The sequence below is a fragment of the Shimia sp. R11_0 genome (assembly GCF_017744035.1).
Classification (GTDB): Bacteria; Pseudomonadota; Alphaproteobacteria; order Rhodobacterales; family Rhodobacteraceae; genus Shimia; species Shimia marina.
The window spans coordinates 191,807-212,165 of the sequence record NZ_JAGHQY010000005.1; the positions used below are offsets into that span (position 1 = coordinate 191,807).

19 protein-coding genes are annotated in these 20,359 nt (G+C 57.2%); 6 read left to right on the forward strand and 13 right to left on the reverse strand.

All coding sequences use genetic code 11. The features are described 5' to 3' along the window. Nucleotides 1-74 precede the first annotated feature (74 nt). The 8 genes from J7382_RS12325 to J7382_RS12360 all read right to left on the reverse strand — a co-directional run bounded on the left by J7382_RS12325 (nucleotide 75) and on the right by J7382_RS12360 (nucleotide 8,415). Nucleotides 75-614 (reverse strand): hypothetical protein, encoded by a 540-nt coding sequence (locus J7382_RS12325; protein WP_209069316.1) that lies wholly within the window; start codon nucleotides 612-614, stop codon nucleotides 75-77. Nucleotides 615-625: 11 nt separating this feature from the next. Continuing rightward, nucleotides 626-1,360, reverse strand: a complete 735-nt coding sequence (locus tag J7382_RS12330; RefSeq protein ID WP_209069317.1) for an SDR family oxidoreductase — start codon at nucleotides 1,358-1,360, stop codon at nucleotides 626-628. Continuing rightward, entirely contained in the window at nucleotides 1,357-2,889 is a 1,533-nt protein-coding gene (locus tag J7382_RS12335; RefSeq protein WP_209069318.1) for an AAA family ATPase, read from the reverse strand. The genes J7382_RS12330 and J7382_RS12335 overlap by 4 nt, the downstream gene beginning before the upstream one ends. Nucleotides 2,890-3,173: 284 nt before the next feature. Next, nucleotides 3,174-3,926 carry a hypothetical protein gene (locus J7382_RS12340; RefSeq protein ID WP_209069319.1) on the reverse strand — a complete coding sequence of 251 codons (753 nt, stop codon included), beginning with the start codon at nucleotides 3,924-3,926 and terminating at the stop codon, nucleotides 3,174-3,176. 185 nt (nucleotides 3,927-4,111) lie between these two features. Continuing rightward, a complete protein-coding gene (locus J7382_RS12345; RefSeq protein WP_209069320.1) occupies nucleotides 4,112-4,639 on the reverse strand; it encodes a hypothetical protein in 528 nt (175 codons plus the stop codon). Between the two features lie 111 nt (nucleotides 4,640-4,750). Beyond that, nucleotides 4,751-5,449: a transporter substrate-binding domain-containing protein gene (locus J7382_RS12350; RefSeq protein WP_058241445.1), complete on the reverse strand. Its 699-nt coding sequence runs from the start codon at nucleotides 5,447-5,449 to the stop codon at nucleotides 4,751-4,753. 170 nt (nucleotides 5,450-5,619) lie between these two features. Further along, nucleotides 5,620-6,906 (reverse strand): crotonyl-CoA carboxylase/reductase, encoded by a 1,287-nt coding sequence (ccrA, locus tag J7382_RS12355; RefSeq protein ID WP_209069321.1) that lies wholly within the window; start codon nucleotides 6,904-6,906, stop codon nucleotides 5,620-5,622. Nucleotides 6,907-7,056: 150 nt separating this feature from the next. Then, nucleotides 7,057-8,415, reverse strand: a complete 1,359-nt coding sequence (locus J7382_RS12360; RefSeq protein ID WP_209069322.1) for a 1-acyl-sn-glycerol-3-phosphate acyltransferase — start codon at nucleotides 8,413-8,415, stop codon at nucleotides 7,057-7,059. Between the two features lie 190 nt (nucleotides 8,416-8,605). On the opposite strand from J7382_RS12360, the gene J7382_RS12365 reads away from it, so the two are divergent. From J7382_RS12365 to J7382_RS12390, 6 genes are all read left to right on the forward strand, one after another. After that, nucleotides 8,606-10,600: a protein meaA gene (locus J7382_RS12365; RefSeq protein WP_209069323.1), complete on the forward strand. Its 1,995-nt coding sequence runs from the start codon at nucleotides 8,606-8,608 to the stop codon at nucleotides 10,598-10,600. Nucleotides 10,601-10,775: 175 nt separating this feature from the next. After that, complete coding sequence (locus J7382_RS12370; protein ID WP_209069324.1) at nucleotides 10,776-11,090, forward strand: H-NS histone family protein; 315 nt, start codon at nucleotides 10,776-10,778, stop codon at nucleotides 11,088-11,090. Nucleotides 11,091-11,290: 200 nt separating this feature from the next. Beyond that, the gene (deoD, locus tag J7382_RS12375) at nucleotides 11,291-11,995 is read left to right on the forward strand and encodes a purine-nucleoside phosphorylase (protein WP_209069325.1); all 705 of its coding nucleotides are present in this window, start codon (nucleotides 11,291-11,293) and stop codon (nucleotides 11,993-11,995) included. A gap of 121 nt (nucleotides 11,996-12,116) precedes the next feature. After that, nucleotides 12,117-12,782 carry an alpha/beta fold hydrolase gene (locus J7382_RS12380; RefSeq protein WP_209069326.1) on the forward strand — a complete coding sequence of 222 codons (666 nt, stop codon included), beginning with the start codon at nucleotides 12,117-12,119 and terminating at the stop codon, nucleotides 12,780-12,782. A gap of 112 nt (nucleotides 12,783-12,894) precedes the next feature. Next, nucleotides 12,895-14,616: a DUF1302 family protein gene (locus J7382_RS12385; protein ID WP_209069327.1), complete on the forward strand. Its 1,722-nt coding sequence runs from the start codon at nucleotides 12,895-12,897 to the stop codon at nucleotides 14,614-14,616. Between the two features lie 223 nt (nucleotides 14,617-14,839). Continuing rightward, nucleotides 14,840-15,427 (forward strand): HNH endonuclease, encoded by a 588-nt coding sequence (locus J7382_RS12390; RefSeq protein ID WP_209069328.1) that lies wholly within the window; start codon nucleotides 14,840-14,842, stop codon nucleotides 15,425-15,427. Between the two features lie 189 nt (nucleotides 15,428-15,616). Here J7382_RS12390 and J7382_RS12395 read toward each other — a convergent pair whose 3' ends face one another. The 5 genes from J7382_RS12395 to J7382_RS12415 all read right to left on the reverse strand — a co-directional run bounded on the left by J7382_RS12395 (nucleotide 15,617) and on the right by J7382_RS12415 (nucleotide 20,344). After that, nucleotides 15,617-16,477, reverse strand: a complete 861-nt coding sequence (locus tag J7382_RS12395; RefSeq protein ID WP_209069329.1) for a DUF1989 domain-containing protein — start codon at nucleotides 16,475-16,477, stop codon at nucleotides 15,617-15,619. Between the two features lie 90 nt (nucleotides 16,478-16,567). Then, entirely contained in the window at nucleotides 16,568-18,208 is a 1,641-nt protein-coding gene (locus J7382_RS12400; RefSeq protein ID WP_247744986.1) for an FAD-binding dehydrogenase, read from the reverse strand. Between the two features lie 134 nt (nucleotides 18,209-18,342). After that, nucleotides 18,343-18,504 carry a hypothetical protein gene (locus tag J7382_RS12405; RefSeq protein WP_209069331.1) on the reverse strand — a complete coding sequence of 54 codons (162 nt, stop codon included), beginning with the start codon at nucleotides 18,502-18,504 and terminating at the stop codon, nucleotides 18,343-18,345. Nucleotides 18,505-18,680: 176 nt separating this feature from the next. Beyond that, nucleotides 18,681-19,460 (reverse strand): succinate dehydrogenase iron-sulfur subunit, encoded by a 780-nt coding sequence (locus tag J7382_RS12410; protein ID WP_209069332.1) that lies wholly within the window; start codon nucleotides 19,458-19,460, stop codon nucleotides 18,681-18,683. 53 nt (nucleotides 19,461-19,513) lie between these two features. Next, nucleotides 19,514-20,344, reverse strand: coding sequence for a hypothetical protein (locus J7382_RS12415; RefSeq protein WP_209069333.1), 831 nt, complete (start codon nucleotides 20,342-20,344; stop codon nucleotides 19,514-19,516). Nucleotides 20,345-20,359: the final 15 nt, after the last annotated feature.

A 20,359-nucleotide genomic window follows, 5' to 3' on the forward strand; every position in this document is an offset into this window, starting at 1 on the left:
TTGCTTTCTGGAAATTTGCCGAAACATGGTGTTTCGCAGCGACAGTGCAAACGTTCTAAAACAAGAGGTAAAACTTAAAGCGCAGGGAACATCTTTTCCCACAGGTTAACCCCATTGGCCCAATTCTCAAGCCAGTCAGCCAATGACATCCCCGTGGAGTGGATCGCTCCTTCAGGCGACGTCCCCTCCTCCCACGCATTCGGATCCCATGTCTTTACCAATGCATCCGCGCTAACGCAGTCAATGCAAGAATAGATCGCACAGCCCCAGTGACAAACCGGAAGCAAACCTTGCGGCCATTTCCATGTCAGCTCGTCAGGATCACCTTCCGCAAAACACTTGTATAAATCTACGGCCGTTTGTCCCTGATCATCAGTTGCACCGCCCACAAGCCCCATCAGACCATATCCAGGGCCAAAGCCCCCATTGCCGATGCTTTGCAGCATGGCAACGTAAAGAGCAGGAGGCTCAAACCCAAGCTCCAAAACGCTGTCTGACAGATCTTTCGCAGATAATCTAGGGAACACTGAGCTTGATAAAACGTCAGAGAAATCAGTCCGTTTAGAGGCAATTTGTGCGCGAAGAAGAACCTTATTGAGAATGTCTTGAGACACGACTGCGCTCCTCACCCCCGCCCGATGAAGGGCATCTTGGTGGCCATCACCGTCATGAACTGCACATTGGCCGAGAGCGGCAGCTCCGCCATATGCAGCACCGATTTTGCGGCGTCCTCAACCGCCATAGATGGGTTGGGCGCTTTACCCTCAGCCACCAGTCGCTCGTTGATACCGGCGACCATATCCGTGGCCGCATTGCCGATGTCGATCTGCCCGCAAGCAATGTCAAACGCCCGCCCATCCAGTGACAGAGACCGTGTCAGCCCCGTGATCGCATGTTTGCTCAGCGTGTAACACACCGCTCCTTCGCGCGGCACATGCGCCGCCAGAGAGCCATTGTTGATGATCCGCCCGCCCTGTGGATCCTGCCGTCGCATCTGCGCAAAGGCCAGCTGCGCCGCAATGAACATGCCGCGCACATTCACATTCAGCACCTGATCAAACCCGCTCAGATCTATCTCATCAATGGTTCCCGCAGGGCCAAAAATCCCCGCATTGTTAAACAAGACATCCAGCCGCCCGCAGCGCGCAACAAAGTGGTCAAAGGCGCGCTCCATCTGCGCAGCATCCGTCACATCCGCTTCCAAGGCGATGGCATGCTCATATGTCTCAGCCAGCGCCGCAAGCTTATCCGCACTGCGCGCCAGCACCCCCACACGCCAGCCCGCCTGCAAAAACGCTTCTGCGGTGGCTTTGCCAATGCCCTGGCTTGCGCCGGTCACAATCACACTCTTCAGGCTCATGCGCTCTCCTCCTGCGCCTGCAACGTCAACGGGGCGGGTGCCGCGATCAGATCATCCACCACCAAAGGCCCCGTGGGTTTGGCCAAACGATTGCGCACAACCCAATGCAGCCGCTCACTGGCCCGGGTGATGGCCACATAGGCCAGTCGCTTCCACAGCGGCTGGCCCGCCTCCTGCCGGTTCATCCGCGCCGCCACATAAAGATCGGGCGCAAACACCTGCACATCCTTCCACTGGCTCCCCTGTGCCTTGTGAATGGTCACCGCCGCCCCATGCAGAAACGTCGCCCCCATACGCGCGGCAAAAGGAATAAACGGCTCTTCTTCCTCCGGCGCTTCAATCTTCACAATCGAGGCCGCAGACACACGCGGGTCTTCCGCCCCCATCACATGCAACCGCGAAAATCCCGGCTTGCGCCCGGGGCCAAGGTAGATCACCTGCGCCCCTTTAATGAGCCCCCGCGCCTCCAGATCCAACCGCTTCTTGCGATGTTTCATCGGCAGCTCAATCCCGTCACAGATCAGCGGCTCCCCTTCAAGCAGCGCGTCTTCGGGGGCATCATGCACATGGCGGAAGGCATGGATCAGCCGGATGCGCGTCGCATTGCGCCACACCAGAACCGGCGAGCGCGCCATCAGATCCACCTCCACCCGCTGGGCATATTGCACCCGATCATCGCGCCGGGCGGTCTCCTCCACCATGCGCTCAAAATCCTGAAACCCCAGCTGCGGATCCGCCAGCGCATGAGCCAGATCCAAAATCGGATTGTCCGCTTCCTGCCGGTGAATGCGCTCCAGATTGTAAACCGCAGGGGCCGGCAGCTTATCAAACACCATCGCCCCCGACTGGTTCACCGGGGCCAGCTGCGCCGGGTCCCCAAACAGCACAAGCGTGCTGAAAATGTCTTTCAAATCATCAAACTGCTTGTCATCCAGCATCGAGCTTTCATCAATAAAGCCAATGTCTAGCGGATCATCCCGCCGCTTCCAGCCAGTGATAAAATCACTGCCCCGCAGCCCCGCCGCTGCCAGAGCGCCGGGAATGGATTTATGCAGCTTGTAAAACTCCAGCGCCCGATCCAGCGCCTCATCGGTCAGCCCTTCAATCTCCGGCCGCTCCCCATTTTCGGCCAGCCACTCGGCAATCTTCTCATATTCCGGGTCATAAACCGGCGTATAAATGATGCGGTGAATTGTGGTTGCGGGCACGCCGCGCATCCGCAGCACGCTCGCCGCCTTGTTGGTGGGCGCCAGAATGGCCAGCGTGCGCTGATCCTTCTTCTTTTTGCCCTCATAATCGCCAGAGACAATCTCCACGCCCGCCTCTTCAAGCGTCTTCACAAGTTCGGACAAGAGCATGGTCTTCCCAGACCCCGCCTTCCCCGTCACCGCCGCAATGGCCTGTTTGCCTTCCACTGGCGGAGTCAGAAGGCTCTGCTCCAGATCCACCCCCAGCCCCTTGAGAAGGAGAGAGATATTGTCAAAGGCCTCGGCCTGATCGTGGCTGAATGTGATGGAGGTACTGCTCATGGCGCGACCCTACAGGGCGCGCCCCCAAGGCACCAGACGCATTCTGCCCTCCCCCCGCCCCGGTCGTGAACCGGGGCCTCGCCGCCTCGGCCCCGTCACACCAATCCCCCGTAGGGTGCGCATTCACTGCGCACCTTCCCTGCGGGAGCGCAACTTTGCAATGTCTCGACCGCCATACAGGCCCGTGAATTTGGCAGATCACCCGGCAATTCGAAACAAACATCGCCCACCCGACGTCGGGCGCTGCCCGCATTGCAATGCCTCAGAAACAAAAAAACGGATAACTATTTTTCTTGGATCTGTTCGTACAATCCGGCGACCAATGGCAAGTCCATGTCATCGCTGGGGAACATCCTGTACCTGAATATGTTTTCCTGCCACTCGTTAGAAACCCAATGCTGAAAATAGGTGTGCAGGAATGCACCTGGGCGCGTGCATTTAATGTCAGACAACTCATTCACAAGCCAATCTGGCAGAGACGCAAGAACGGCTTCCACTTCGGTTTTTGGCGCAGGTTCGAATTCAAGCAAATCCCATTCCCCATTCCAAACCATCCAAGGTCCAAACCGGTCGTGCCATTCATACTTTCCTCTACAAAAGCGCTCCATATAGCCGCAATCGCACAATGCTTCACACAAAACCAAAAGAGTTTCAGTCTTAGGAGCTACAGGTTCATAGAAGCGAAAGAGTTCAGAAACATATGGGGCTTGTTTTACAAGCGCATCCAACAATTGATCGAGGTGTTCGCGACCGACCTTCTCAGGAAGAATAATATCTGCGCCTAACGGACACTTAATCCGCCATATGCACAGCTCGACAAATTCAAGCACGCCGATTGCAGAAAGAGCATCACATCCCCACTCGTAGTTACTTTGCCCGATATCATACAAAGTGTCCGGATCAAATCCCAACTCAGGATCCAATAAGCTGTTAATCATTTCTTCACGCAGCCACGTTGCCAAGGCCACCGTCAAAACTCTTTCTTGTGCTGTCAGCGGTTGATGCACTTTGAATACCTCGGATTGGTGATGCGACATGCCCCATTTTAGGTTTATGCGCCCCTACAAACAAAAGCCTCCTGCACCATAGCTGGCACGAGGGCCTGTGCATACGCAGATCGTCACATGCGCATCCCACGCATCGCGCATCTCGCCCCCTCATCGCCCCGGTCACACCAATCCCCCGTAGGGTGCGCATTCACTGCGCACCTTCCCTGCGCGCATCAATCCGCCTTCTGCTGCGCTTCATAAGCCGTCAAAAGCGCCCGCAACCGCCCCATCTCCGCCTCCGTCAAAACCGATTGAGACAGATCCATGTCCAGCTCCCGCAGCGCATAGAACTCCTGCTCCCGTACAATGCAGCCACGCCTCAACACCTTCCGCGCCAGCTTTTTCAGATACCCGCTTTCCTCCCAGAAGCTGCAACCCTGTGCTTCCCGAAAAGCCGTCAGAAACGCCTCAACATCGCCATCTGTGTAAAGCCCGCCAGAGACGCGCCACTGCTGCAAATCGCTTGCCGTGTGGGCATACCATTTTTGCACCTCTTTGAGCACAGCCCGCCGCGCAGCCCCTTTGGAGCGCTCAAATATGTCCATGAAGACTGACGCAGGCATCACAATCTGATTGAGATCCTCCTGTGTCACCTCCCCCTTGGTCGCACGCAGTCGAGAAAGGCGCCAATTGCGATAGAACTCCAGCCCATCAAGCAGCCGCAGCAACTCTCGCCGCAAATCATGATCCATCTCAGACATCTCAAACACTCCATGTCCCCAAAGAGGCTCGCAAAATTCTCCATCTTTTCCAATAAAAAACCCCCGCAACCATCACTGGCGCGGGGGCGTGTTCAAATGCAGATCTGCGTCTTACTTCGCATGCGCATCCCAGGCATCGCGCATCGCCGCACCGTCGGGGTGGGCCTTTGAAAACAACACATAGACCGGCGCTGCGCGCACCTCAGCAGCCACGGCAATATCACCTGCCGCATCACCCAGCACCTCCTGCACGGAAAGCTCCCCGACAACCCGGTTTTCAATCAATACATCCACCCGGCCAGAGTTCAACAGTTTCCAAGCGCTTTCTGGCGTGGTCACCGTACGCATCTCCATACCGCGCTTATTGTACTCGGCCTCATACCAATAGCCGGAGTAGCCGATCACCGAGAGCCCCTGCGCCTGAATGTCATCAATAGAGGCCACATTCAGCCCATCGGGATATTTGCTTTTGCTGTAGAAAATCACATCCGTCTGATCATCTACGGCCACTTCAGGATAGTGGAAATCCGCCAGACGCTCGTCTGTGCGCGACCAGGAGAACGTGGCGACATAATCGCCTTTCTTGGTCAGCTCAAAAGAGCGTTTCCAGGGCATATATTCCAGCGCAATGTCATAGCCCGCCGCCTTCATCACCTCTCGCACACGCTCAGAATGCAGGCCATTGTTTGGGAGTTCCGCGCCGATGTAAGGGGCCCATTCTCCCGCAGCAAAGGTAATGGTCTCCGCCTGTGCGCTCCCCCAAGTGCTCACTGAAAGGGCCACTGCGGCCATCATGCTGGTCAATTTCATCAGGTATCTCCGCTTTTTAATCTCTCACGGCCTACAACGCAGGCCTTAAGAAACCCAAAACCGCATCTACCCCGATCGACACTCAGGATCCGGAACAGAAAAACCCCCGAAGCCTTGCGGCTCCGAGGGCTGGAGGAAAACGGGAAACCCGTTTGACCGATCCGTGAGTGTTACTTGCCAGCCTCAAGCACATCTTCCAGCGTGCGCAGGCCGGTTTTGGGAGCCTGCACCAGAACCGACATATTGCCCGGCTTGTGCTCGTTGCGCAGCATTTTCATATGCGCATCAGGCAGCTCGGCCCATGGGAAGACTTCGGACATGCAAGGGTCCAGACGACGCTCCACCATCAACTGGTTCGCCGCAGAAGCCTGCTTGAGGTGCGCAAAGTGAGAGCCCTGCAGACGCTTCTGGTGCATCCACATGTAACGCACGTCAAAGGTACAGTTGAAGCCGGATGTGCCCGCGCAGATCACAACCATACCGCCCTTTTTCACCACAAAGGTGGAGACAGGGAAGGTGCTCTCGCCGGGGTGTTCAAACACCATGTCAACGTTCACGCCCTTGCCGGTGATGTCCCAGATGGCTTTGCCGAACTTACGCGCCTCTTTGAACCACTCCGCATATTCCGGGGTGTTCACGGTCGGAAGCTGCCCCCAGCAGTTGAAGTCTTTGCGGTTCAGAACGCCCTTGGCGCCCAGCCCCATCACAAAGTCCCGCTTGGTTTCATCGGAAATCACACCAATCGCATTGGCACCGGCGGTGTTGATCAACTGGATCGCATAAGAACCCAGACCACCGGACGCGCCCCAAACCAGAACGTTCTGGCCCGGTTTCAGATCATGTGGCTCATGGCCAAACAACATGCGGTACGCCGTCGCCAGCGTCAGCGTGTAGCACGCGCTCTCTTCCCAGCTCAGGTGCTTGGGACGCGGCATCAGCTGCTGTGCCTGCACGCGGGTGAACTGAGAGAAAGACCCGTCCGGTGTCTCATAACCCCAGATGCGCTGGCTGTCGGAATACATCGGGTCGCCACCGTTGCAGTGCTCGTCGTCGCCGTCATCCTGGTTGCAGTGGATCACAACTTCGTCGCCCACTTTCCAGCGCTTCACCTTGTCACCCACGGCCCAAACGATGCCAGAGGCATCAGAACCGGCAATGTGATAAGGCTGCTTGTGCACATCGAACATGGAAACCGGCACGCCAAGACCCGCCCAGACGCCGTTGTAGTTCACACCAGCGGCCATCACCAGAACCAGCACTTCATGGCTGTCCAGCGTCGGCACATCCACAACTTCCTGCAGCATCGCCTTATCAGGTTCACCCTGACGCTCCCGGCGGATCGCCCAAGCATACATCTGCTTTGGCACATGCCCCATCGGAGGCATTTCACCTACTTCATAGAGATCTTTCTTGGGCGCATCATAGGTTGCAATGCTGTTTTCAGTGTCCAGAGCCATCTTCGCCTCCTGTTACCTTGTTTGCCGCGATGCAGAATCGCGTTCCTGCCACCGAGATATCGGCGAGAGGGTAACATTGCAACCTTCAAGAGGTTCATTTTGTAATTTTATGACCTCGCAATCGCAGCATTTTTCGCTGCACACGCACAATCACTTCAGCAAATGCCTAATAGAATTGGCATAAAAGCCGACAATGTCGCTCTGTTTGGGGTCCACAAAGAACGTTCCGTCACTTTCCTGCAGCACCCGACGCCCCAGCAATGTCTGCAAAGCACTCTCAAGAACCTCTTGAGGCGCCGCGCGCATAAACTGGGCCCTGTTTTCCGGCAAACCCGCCAAAAGCCCCTCAAACGTTTCAGAGATTTGTGCCCGCGTCATCGGCTCCTCAGCCCCCTCCAGCACATTGGCCAAAAGCGGCACCGGCAAGATCGGCACCACCGCATTGATGCGCCGCATCAGCTCCACTCCAAGCGGTTTCGCCACATCGCCCTCCACCGCATGGGCAAAGCCCCGCAGCGACACAGGCTGCCCAAACCGCACCGTCGCGTTGCCAAAGCGATGCACCTTGCCACGCAGGCGAAACAGGAGCTGCTTGAAGAAGAACCCGACAATCACACTGATGCGCGCCCGAAATCCCTTGCCCCCGCGCGCCTTGGCCTCCAGCAGAATGCGATCCTCCAGCACCCGGTCATAATTGATCGCTACTGGCACAAACACCACATCCCGCCCCTCCGGCTCATAGGAATCGGTGATGTATTTCAAAAGCCCCAGCTTGGGATCCTGCGGGGCCCCATCCAGCGAGAGCCGCCCTTCCGGGAAAATCGCCTGCGTCACCCCCGCTTCGGTGGCCAGACGCACATAGGCCGCAAGCACCTTGCGATACAGATCACTGCGGGAGCGACGTCGAATGAAGTAGGCGCCCATGCCCCGGATCAGGCGGCTGAGCGGCCAGACCCGCCCCCACTCGCCCACCGCATAAGACAAAGCCGACCGCTGCGCCGCCAGATAGGTCACAAGCACATAATCCATATTGCTCTTGTGATTCATCACAAACACAACGGTGCTGTCCTGCGGAATGTCCTTAAGTGCGGCCTCATCCACATGGGTCAGCCGCACGCGATAAAATGCCCGGCTCAGAAACCGCGCAATGCGGATCGCCACACCAAAATACATGGTCGCCGAAAAGGAGGGCACAATCTCACGCGCATAGCGTTTGGCCTCTTCAAAGGCCACCGCATCCGGTATGCCTTCCTGCGCAGCATGTTCTGCTACGGCCTTTGTGACGTCCGGTTGATAAATCAGGCGCTGAATCATGTCATGGCGCTGTGCCAGCTTGAAAGGCTCGATCGGCCGCTCCAAGCGGTCATTCACCTTGGCCACAACACGCTCCATCCTCCGCCGGAAAAACCAGCGCACTGAGGGAAACAAGAGATGGCTCGCCGCAGTCACAATCGCAAACAGCAGGATCAGGACAAACAGCCAGATAGGAAGTTCAACAGTCGACGTCATGGCGGGACTCTGTCAATTGCGCCGGGGGAGGTAAACATCAAACTCAAATGCCCCTCTCATCAATCTCGCTATGACGGAACGTATTTGCCGCGATGCAGCGAATTGACTTGCATATGATCTTTCGCATACATACCCTTCAACGCAAGATTATTACCAAGCCAGCCAGGCCCCTCCAGAAAAGGGACGATCCATGTCGCAAACGCAGCAAATCCAGTCCGATGCCCGCCCTCAAAAGGACCGCCCATGGTTGATTCGAACCTACGCGGGCCACTCAACGGCCAAAGCCTCCAACGCGCTGTACCGCTCCAATCTGCAAAAAGGTCAGACCGGCCTCTCCGTGGCTTTCGACCTGCCCACCCAGACCGGCTATGACAGCGATCACATTCTGGCACGTGGCGAAGTGGGCAAAGTCGGCGTGCCTGTGTGCCACTTGGGCGACATGCGCACCCTGTTTGATCAGATCCCGCTGGAACAGATGAACACCTCCATGACGATCAACGCCACCGCGCCGTGGCTGTTGTCGCTCTATATCGCCGTCGCCGAAGAGCAAGGCGCAGACGTCACCAAGCTGCAGGGCACGGTGCAAAATGATCTCATCAAGGAATACCTGTCGCGCGGTACCTACATCTGCCCGCCAGAGCCCAGCCTGAAGATGATCGCGGATGTGGCAGAATACTGCTACACCAACGTGCCCAAATGGAACCCGATGAACGTCTGTTCCTACCACCTGCAAGAGGCAGGTGCGACACCGGAACAGGAGCTGGCCTTCGCACTGGCCACCGCCATCGCGGTTCTGGATGCGCTGCGCCCCCGCGTCGATGAAGAAGACTTCCCACGTCTCTGCGGCCGGATCTCTTTCTTTGTGAACGCCGGTATCCGCTTTGTCACTGAGATGTGCAAAATGCGCGCCTTCGTGGATCTCTGGGATGAAATTCTGGTGGAACGCTACGGGGTAACAGATGTGAAATCCCGCCGCTTCCGCTACGGGGTGCAGGTGAACTCCCTTGGCCTGACCGAACAGCAGCCGGAAAACAACGTCTACCGCATCCTGATTGAAATGCTGGCCGTGACCCTCTCCAAAAAAGCCCGCGCCCGTGCGGTCCAGCTCCCAGCCTGGAACGAAGCCCTCGGCCTGCCCCGCCCATGGGATCAGCAATGGTCCATGCGCATGCAACAGATCATGGCGTTTGAAACCGATCTTCTGGAATATGACGATCTGTTTGATGGCAACCCGGCGGTGGATGCCAAAGTCGAAGAGCTCAAGGCGGGTGCGCGCAGCGAACTGTCCAACCTCGACAGCATGGGCGGCGCAATCGGTGCCATCGACTATATGAAATCCCGCCTTGTGGACAGCAATGCTGACCGTCTCAACCGGATTGAGGCCGGCGAGACAATTGTCGTGGGTGTGAACAAGTTTCAGAAGGGCGAACCCTCCCCACTGATGACCGGCGACGGTGGCATCATGGTTGTGGATCCCGCCGTGGAACAGGAACAGATTGGCCGCCTGCAAGAATGGCGCGCCAGCCGCGATAGCAAAGCCGTTGAACGTGCCCTCGCAGATCTGCGCGCAGCCGCAGCTTCTGGCAAAAACGTCATGCCTGCCTCCATCGCCGCCGCCAAGGCGGGTGTCACCACCGGCGAGTGGGCTGCACAGATGCGGGTGGTTCACGGCGAATATCGCGGCCCAACCGGCGTGTCCGGGGCCCCTTCCAACAAGACCGAAGGGCTTGATGACATTCGCGATGCGGTCAATGCAGTCTCAGACAAGCTCGGACGCCGCCTGAAATTTGTCATTGGCAAGCCCGGTCTGGATGGGCATTCCAATGGCGCAGAGCAAATTGCCTTCCGGGCGCGCGACTGCGGCATGGACATCACCTATGACGGTATTCGCCTGACCCCCGAGGAAATTGTGAACAAAGCCCTCGAAGACAGCGCGCATGTGGTCGGACTTTCTATTCTGTCCGGCTCGCATATCCCACTGGTTGAAGACCTGATGGAGCGCATGTCCAAAGCGGGCCTGCAGGAAACACCTGTGATTGTCGGCGGCATTATTCCTGATGAAGATGCCCAGAAATTGACAGCCATGGGCGTGGCCCGCGTTTACACGCCAAAGGACTTCGAATTGAACACGATCATGTCGGATATCGTGACCTTGGCAGACCCAAAACCGGAAGCGGCTGAATAAAATTCAGCCACAGAATCATGCACTTACATCACATTATGGGGGTAAGGTATTCCCTACCCTCAACTCCTCCGTGTGTAAAGCTAAAAATTTTACCAAATTGTCCAAAATTACCTTGCAGAAAAGCGAATTCCTCTGCCACATCAAATGGTACTAGGTAAACTCGTAGGACTTTGGGATGAAATTGGACGAAATGAACCGCGACGAGCTTTTGGACTTGCGCGCGCAAATCGACATTCAGATCGAGAAAAAAGAAGCGCAGCGCAAATCAGATGCTCTGAAGGCCATTGAAGAAGCCGCAGAAAAATACGGATTCTCACTGGATGAATTGGCAAATGTCAGCGGTAAGAAGAAAGGCGGCCTGATGAAAGGCGTGCCAAAATATGCACACCCCAATGACAAAAGCAAAACTTGGACCGGCAAAGGCCGCAAGCCAAAATGGTTTGACGAAGCCCTCGCCGCAGGGGTGACACCAGATCAAATGGAAATTTGAAATCTGGTCAATTGAAAGTTAGACCATCACGACTTTCAAAGCCGGAGCGCCGATGCCCACTGTGGCAGTCGCCTCCGGCTTTCACATTTTTGGAGGTCGCCCCGGACGTTTTTCTCTTGCAGGGCACGGGCAAAGGCGGTCATGTGAACCCCTCTTTTTCACGGCCAAGGGCCGTCCCCTTCTGAGCGAAAGGAAACCTCATGACCGTCCACATCGGTGCCAAACCCGGTGATATCGCCGAAACCGTCTTGCTGCCCGGCGACCCCTATCGCGCCAAATGGGCGGCCGAGACCTTTTTGACCGACGTGAAACTGATCAATGAAGTGCGCGGCATGCTTGGTTTCACCGGCATGTGGAACGGCAACCGCGTCACCATCCACGGCTCCGGCATGGGCATGCCCTCCCTGTCGATCTACGCCAACGAACTGATGAAAGACTATGGCGCGCAAACCCTGATCCGCATCGGCTCCTGTGGCGGCATGCAGGAAAGCGTGAAAGTGCGCGATGTGATCATCGCCATGACCGCAACCTCCCTCTCCACCCCGTCGCGCGGTATCTTCAAAGAGATCAACTTTGCCCCCTGCGCCGATTACGGCCTGCTGCGCGCCGCCGCAGATGCCGCCGCCGCCAAAGGCACCCCCACCCATGTGGGCGGCATCTATAGCTCGGATGTGTTCTATGACGAGCGCCCGGATCTGAACGAACAGATGACCCGCCACGGCATCCTTGGCGTCGAAATGGAAGCGGCAGAGCTCTACAATCTCGCCGCCCGCCATGGCCGCCGCGCGCTGGCGGTGCTCACCGTGTCTGACCACCTGCTCACCGGCGAAGCCCTGCCTTCTGAGGATCGTGAGAAGAGCTTTGGCGATATGGTCGAGATCGCGCTTCAGGCCGCCTTCGCCTGACCCCTTCACCTCACCAATGCAGGGGCGACGCCATCGTTGCGTCGCCTCCCACCGCCACGCTTGCGATGCGCCCCGCGACGTGCCACACACGCTCTGACCACAGCTTACAAAAGGCCAGATCATGACGCGTGTATTGCAAACCCTCCGCAAAGAGCCCGCCTCGGGCGAAACCCGTTCCGCAGTGATCTTCCTGCATGGCTATGGCGCCAATGGTGCCGATCTACTGGGGCTGGCCGATCCGCTGGCCGAGCACCTGCCTGACACGCTGTTTCTGTCACCAGATGCCCCAGAGGAAATCCCCGGCATGCCCATGGGCCGTCAGTGGTTCCCAATCCCCTGGATCGATGGCTCCTCTGAGGAAGAGAGCGAACGCGGCCTGATGGCCGCCGTGGATGATCTCAATGCCTTTCTGGATGCGGTCATGGTGGATGAAGATCTTCTGCCCGAACAGGTTGTGCTGCTCGGCTTTTCCCAAGGCACCATGATGAGCCTGCATGTCGCCCCACGCCGCGAAGATCCTGTCGCTGGTGTTGTCGCCTTCTCCGGCCGTCTCCTGCAACCTGAGCTGCTCAAAGACGAAGCAGTCAGCAAGCCCCCCATCCTGCTGATCCATGGGGATCAGGATGATGTGGTGCCCCCGCAGTCCCTTCCCGAAGCCGCCGAAGCGCTGCAAGAAGCCGGGTTCACAGATGTCTACGCCCACATCATGAAGGGCACCGCCCATGGAATCGCCCCCGACGGTCTCGGTGTTGCCCTCGCCTTCATGCGCGACAAATTGGGCCTTTGACGCAACGGCAGCTCTAAAAAGCAGCATCCTCACACAGCGCGGCCAAGTTTTGTTTTGGCCCGCTGCCATCCTGCGTTAAACTTTCGTTAGTTATTACGCATTGGAATTTACTGTGAGCGATTTTGTAAGCGATTTCACGCCCCCCGTCCGTCTCCGCCTGTCTCCCTCTTCTTGGGCGCAGCACACTTCCCCAAGTCCACAAGGCGCTCTGCTCGGCCTTTCCGGCCTTGCGCTGGCAACAAGCCTGATGCTGAGCACCTCCGCCATGGCCCAAAGCGTCAATCCGCTGGATGCCATGCCCGGCCGTGTCGCCGCATTTGAGACTGGCAATATCAATCCCGCCGGCACCTTTGAGTTGAACGTTGGTGCCCGCCAGACCAGCCCGGACAACCGCGCAGGCACCGGCAATCAGGTCTATCACGGCGGTGGCAGCTACGCCTTCACCGACAGGTTCACGCTTGGCCTGCAATTGCAGAACTACGTCGATCCCATCGGCGGCCCCATTGAGGGCGTCCCCGGCGTCGGTCCGGACCGCATCCCTCAGTTGGAAACCAACGAACTGGCGCTTTGGGGCAAGTATCAGCTCTATCAGGATGAGCGTTGGGCCATTTCCGCACTGGCCTCCGCCGAAGCCTTCCTGACCATGCAATCCGACATCTGGGGCGGCTTCTTCAACAAGCAGACCGGCATCACACTGGGTGCGGTAAAGGCCCCGATCACCTATAAGGCCTCTTCCAAGCTACAGTTGCACCTCACCCCCAGCCTGACCCTTGCACCCAATGACATCGCCGGGGATCGCTTCTATGGCACCATCTTCTCTTTGGGAGCTGGGCTGACCTTCAAACCCAACAACCGCGTGGCGCTTTTCGGAACGCTGGATGCGCCGATCAGCAACGACAACACCATCAACAGTCAAGGCGAGTGGGAAAAACTGCCGGTCTGGACGGTGGGCGGACGCTACAATGTGACCCCGCGCGTGGCTCTGGAAGGCTATGTCACCAATGGCTGGGGCGTCACCCCGGCCACAAGCATTATGACCTTCTGGCCGGACGGAGACCATATTCTGGTGGGCGGGCGTCTGGTTTACACGCCGGGTTCCAAATACGATGAAAGCTACCGGGATCTGTCCCTGCCGCCCACGCAGGCACAGTTGAACGCACAGCAAGACGGCTTCACGCTCGGCACGGCGGCCACGCTGGAGCCAGGCCATATGCGCACCGAAATCTGGGGCGGATCTGACAGCAACGCCGGTATCTCTCTGAACTTCAGCACAGACCGCGACACGGAAATTCAGGTGCATTTTGAACAGTTCTCTGACAGTGATACCGCTCCTGATGACATCCGCCCCTCCACCGATGTGCACTACATGATCGGGCCCAAGCTGCGCTTCATGGATCAGGACAACGGCAATGCCTTCTCGCTGGCCGGGCGCATGATGTATGGCCGCCAGATCACCTCAAATTCTGTGAAAATCGGCGTCTTCTATACGGACCTGATCGCCAACTACGAAATGCCCAACCGCCTCTCTTTCACCGCCAGCCCCAAAATCGCCGCTTGGGGGTCTGTTGAGCTGGTCGGCCTGGGATTGGGGCTGGATTATACCTTTGACAATGGTCTGGCGCTGATCGCCGAAGTCACCCCAATCGGGCGCGACAACGACGAGGCCACATGGGCCGCCGGCGCCCGCTATCATTTTGGCAAATCTGGGTTTTCTGTGGATGCCATGGCCACCAATGCCATTGGCCGTCAGGGCATCGGCAGCATGATCGCACAGGACGACACCCGTTTTGCCGTGACCCTGTCCAAAAGCTTTGATCCGGGCAGTCTTTTCTAAGGCGCCTGTCCGCATATTTGCGCCCTGCCTCCTCCAGAGGCGGGGCGCCTTGTTTTTGAGCCTCCACCTGTCATCAAACCGTCATCCCGCGATGGCACCCTGCACATGCCTCATCATCCGCACCAATTGCGCATATCGTGAGGCTTGCCAGAATTAGAACACGAGATATAGTATTAATATGTGAGGCCATCCTCCGCGCCTCGCGCTTAAAGGGAGAGCCATCATGGACGGCGATTTCAGGACAGAATTCACACGAAGTCCCAGCGGGTTGAAACATCACCCCGCTCTTGTACTCAACGCCGACTATCGCCCGCTCTCTTATTATCCGCTCTCTCTCTGGCCTTGGCAGGACGCCATCAAAGCCGCTTATATGGACCGTGTCGATATTGTTGCCGAATACGACCATGTGGTGCGCAGCCCCTCAACTGAAATACGCATCCCTTCCGTCGTGGTCCTGAAAGACTATGTAAAACTGCAAAAGCGCGTGGCCTTCACGCGCTTTAATTTATTTTTGCGGGATGAATTCTGTTGTCAGTATTGTGGTGCCAAGGGGGATCTGACCTTTGACCATGTCGTGCCCCGTGCCGCGGGCGGCGTGACCAGCTGGGAGAATGTGGTTGCGGCCTGCTCTCCCTGCAATTTGAGGAAAGGCTCCAAAAGCCTCAAACAGGCCCGCATGGCACTGCGCAAACCTCCACGACAACCCGGCTCGGAAGAGCTGCGCAACGTGGGGCGTAAATTCCCGCCCAACTTTCTTCATGAAAGTTGGATGGACTACCTGTATTGGGACGCGGAACTGGATGCGGTCTGAACCTGACGGAGCGCCCTGAAGGGCGCGCTGTTTGTCTCACCAGAGCCCTCCGGGCTTCCTCCTCGCAGAGGGGAAATGTCGCGCAATATTACAGCCCGTGAGAAATATTAACGTTGCTTCGGGCAGATGCCGGCACACCTCTGTGTTACCGACGCATTACCGACGCGATACAGACAGCGCGAAAAAAGGTTAATCCCCACGTCCATGGCTGCGATCATAGCCATTTGGGGTCGGGCTGTCCCACCCTTCCAGCGCGCCTTGTTGAGGCGCAAAGACCTCCACCAGAAGCGGATAGCAGGCGGCCGTATCCGAACTGTGCTCCGCCGAACAATCCCCCCCCGGACAGGCGCTCAACGCCCCCAGAAGAGGGATCTCGGCAAAGGCCTCAAGATAGTCCCCCGGGCGGACAGGGCTGGCTTTCATGAAGTACTGCCCGGTGTCACGCGTGAACCCTGTGCACATGAAAACATTAAGCACATCATGCACATAGGGCTCCGCCTCGGCAAGTGACATGCCACTATGATCGGCCAGCGCACGGGTCAGGTTGGAATGACAGCAATAGTGATACTGATCCCCCTTCAGCAGATTGCCCGTGTAAGGATCGCAGCGCGTGCCAATGACATCATGCACAGAGCCACCATATGCATCGATGCCATACCAGCCTAGCGTATCCGCCGTCAGCGTGGCCATGGGGCGCAGGGTTGGAAAACTGCTCCACATCCGCTCTCCCGCTGTGATGTGTGTCCCATGCAAAGCTCTTGTTTTACCTGAATAAAACCTCTCATTCAGATCATCCCGATGCCACAGATTCAGATCCCCAACCTGAGGACCTTCCACCGAAGAAATACGAAAAAAATGACCTGCTGGGACTTCAAAACACCGCGCATCCCGCGCAGGCACAAGCACCTCATCCACCTTCACAGCCCCCTCCCGCGCCGCGCGGTAAAGCGCCAAAGGTGGGGGTGGCAGCGTCTCATTAGGATAGCAGATCACCGGAGCAATGGCGCGGCGGTCTTCAGCATCAGCGGGGGGCAAAGGCAGATCAGTCATCCACCGATCCTGCCCGCAAGCACGTTGATTTGGCAATGGGCAAAAGGGCTTAGACCCCCCTTGCCTCACGCCGCTGTGATGCCATTTTGTTTAGACGGCGCGTCCAGCTGCCCGACCGGAGAAGATGCAACCGCCAAGAAACGTACCTTCCAGCGCATTGTAGCCATGATAGCCTCCCCCGCCAAAACCGGCCACCTCTCCCGCGGCGAAAAGACCTTCAAAAACAGAGCCATCCGCGCGCAGCACCTGCCCCGTTTCATCCGTGTGTAACCCACCCAAAGATTTTCGTGTCAGAATATTGAGGCGCACCGCTATCAACGGCCCGTTTGAGGCGTCCAAAATGCGATGTGGCTTCGCCGTTCGGATCAATCGATCCCCACGATAATTGCGCGCCCCCCGGATCGCCGTCACCTGCGCATCTTTGCAATAAGGACTGTCAATCTGGGCATCTCGCGCCAAGATCTGATCCCGTATTCTTTCAAATGAAACAGGTGTTTGAGGTGTGATCTTATTCATGCCCGCCACGAGGTCTTCCAAGCGATCCGCGACAACAAAATCTTCACCATGCGCCTTGAAAGCCTCCACCGGTGCCGGCGCCCCTTTAGACATCAGACGCCCCTTAAGCACCTCACGCCATTTGCCAGATGTCAGATCCGGATTTTGCTCAGAGCCGGACAGGGCAAACTCCTTCTCGATGATCTTCTGCGTCAGCACAAACCAGCTGTGCTCATATCCTGTGGAGAGAATGCGCTTGAGCGTGCCAAGGCTGTCAAAACCCGGCATATAAGGGGCCTCCATCCGTGTGCCCAATGCGTCAAACCACATGGAACTGGGACCAGGCAGAATGCGAATGCCGTGGTTGGGCCAAATCGGATCCCAATTGGCCACCCCTTCGGTGTAATGCCACATCCGGTCACCGTTGATGATCCCTGCGCCTGCTGCTTCTGCAACACGCTGCATCTGGCCATCGACATAATCCGGCACCCCCGACACCATGCGCTTTGGCGCCTTGCCCAATCGGTCTTCCGGCCAATAGTGACGCACCCTCTCATGATCCCCCCCAATGCCGCCAGAGGTCACAACAATGGCCTCTGCACGATGTTCAAAATCACCCACAACCTCACGGCTGGTAGATTTCCCCCGATCTGCTTGATCTTCTGCGAGAATTTCGCCCCGAACCCCTTTGGCCACGCCATTCTCGACAATGAGATGGGTCACACGATGACGAAATCCAAAGCGGATGCGCCCAGCATCTTCCTGTGCCCGCACCAACCTTTCAAAAGGTGCCACAACCCCCGGTCCTGTCCCCCAGGTCACATGAAACCGCGGCACCGAATTGCCATGCCCATGCGCCATCTCGCCGCCACGTTCAGCCCAGCCAACCACAGGAAACCAACGCATGCCGATGCTGTGCAACCATGGCCGCATTTCTCCTGCGGCAAAGGCGAGATAAGCCTCGGCCACCCTACGTGGATTGGCATCTTCGGGCCGATCAAACTGGGCGGACCCCATCCAATCTGAGGTTGCGAGCGCATGGGTGTCTCGAATGCCCATGCGCCGCTGCTCTGGCGTGTCCACCATAAAAAGCCCGCCAAGGCTCCAGAACGCTTGTCCGCCAAGGCTCTGACTGCCCTCCTGATCCAAGAGCAACACACGCTTGTCCCGGCTTGCAGCCTCCTGTGCCGCGACCAAACCGGCAAGGCCACCGCCCACGACGATCACATCCTGCATCAAATCTCCTCCCATTTGCCAAGAAGGCTATCCGCAGGTCAAAGATGCCGCCAAGACTAACCATACGTCACCCCAAAAACAGCAAAAGCGCCTCTCCTGTGGAGAAGCGCTTTTGAAAGCCATGTCGGAAGCGATCAGGCCGCTTTGACATATTCGTAGTAGGTTTCGCTCTGCTGTCTATTTTCCACAACTCGAACCGGCTGAGAGTAATACTCATAGGATTGCTCAAGCAATTCCAGCGCGCGCGCCGCGAAGTCTTCTGTGGTCTCGGCAACTTTGGTGTTTGAGGCAGACATCGTCATCTCCAAATTCTGTCAACCTCCTCCTTGGGCCGCAATATATGGCGCTATTTCAAAGGCATAAAGCTCTTGATTTGCAAGGTCGCCATGCAATCTACGCAAGCCCTCTGCGCGTCACATGAAAAGCAAAAGCCCCGCGCTGCGGGGCTTTCACGACGTCATCTAAAGCGCGATCAAACGTGACGCTCAACCAGCATCTTTTTGATCTCTGCAATCGCCTTGGCCGGGTTCAGGCCTTTGGGGCAGGTTTTTGCGCAGTTCATAATGGTGTGACAGCGGTAGAGTTTGAAGGGATCTTCCAGCTCATCCAGACGCTCCCCAGTCGCCTCATCACGGCTGTCAATGATCCAGCGATAAGCATGCAACAGCGCCGCTGGGCCGAGGTATTTGTCGCCGTTCCACCAGTAACTTGGGCAAGACGTGGAGCAGGATGCGCACATCACGCATTCATACAGACCATCAAGTTTCTTGCGGTCTTCAATCGACTGCCGCCATTCCTTGGCAGGGCGGTTGGTCTTGGTTTCCAGCCACGGCATGATCGAAGCATGCTGGGCATAGAAGTGTGTCAGATCCGGGATCAGGTCTTTCACCACAGGCATGTGTGGCAGCGGGTAAATTTTCACGTCACCCTTGATCTCATCCAACCCGTAAATACAGGCCAATGTATTGATCCCGTCGATGTTCATCGCACAGGAACCACAAATGCCTTCCCGACAGGAGCGGCGGAAAGTCAGCGTTGGGTCGATCTCGTTTTTGATCTTGATCAGCGCATCCAGAACCATGGGACCACACTTGTCCATGTCGAGGAAATACGTATCCACCTGTGGATTTTTTCCATCATCCGGGTTCCAGCGATAAATCTGGAACTTCCGCACATTGGTGGCACCTTCCGGCTTGGGCCAGGTCTTGCCAGTCACAATCCGGCTGTTCTTGGGGAGGGCAAATTCGACCATGGTCTTTCCTTCCTATCCGTGGGAGCGTGCGATACGCTTACCTTCGTTCCTGTTCAGGCTTCACGCTGAGGCATCGGGCCCGCAGCGAAAAGCGATTGATTGTTCTTGATCAGCTCTGCCACCTGTTTACGGGCAGGCTGCGCCACCGCCAGCATGTTCAACTGGCGCATAAACTCCAAAGCCCCGGGGTTGAGGCTTTGATTAGAACGCGAAGCCAAAGGCTCCAGCGCGTCGATGTCCTCATCAGACAGCCCAGCAAATTTTAGCAACTGCCGTCCGGGGCGCTCCGGTGTGGTCTCATCCTCTAGGGCAAACACACGCACCCGCTCTGCCCCAACACAGGCTTCCAGCGTTTTTGCCACGTCATGCCAGCCACGGCTATCAGCCGTTTCTTTCAAAAACGTCTCCAGCGTGCCGGTGTACCCATCAGACTTAACCGCCTGATTGTGCACGCTGCGCTTCCACCCCGCCATCTCACGTGTATAGAGCACATACTCCGGCACAATGGGTGCCAGATGCTCATCAAACAGGCGCACAATATCAGCAATACGCGGGAAAAGATCCCGCACCGATCCGCGCCCCATCATGGCCCCGGCAATGTTCTCATGACTGACGATGCAAACGGTTTCATTCCCGCTCAGATCCTCTTTCAGAGCCTTGATCAAAGTGATCAGAGTGTCTTCGTGGCGATCAGGCCGCATGCTGTAAAGCGTACAACTGCGCCCAACTTCGCGCGTCAGCGAACCCTTTTCTGGCACACGCACATCAAGGCGCGTCGCCAGCGCCGCGCGATTGCGGCTCAGGAATCTGTGCAGCGATGTGGATCCAGTTTTCTGGGCCCCGATATGCACGATGACACGGCGGTGCGCCTGGGAAAGCGTCATATCCGCCCTCCTTGC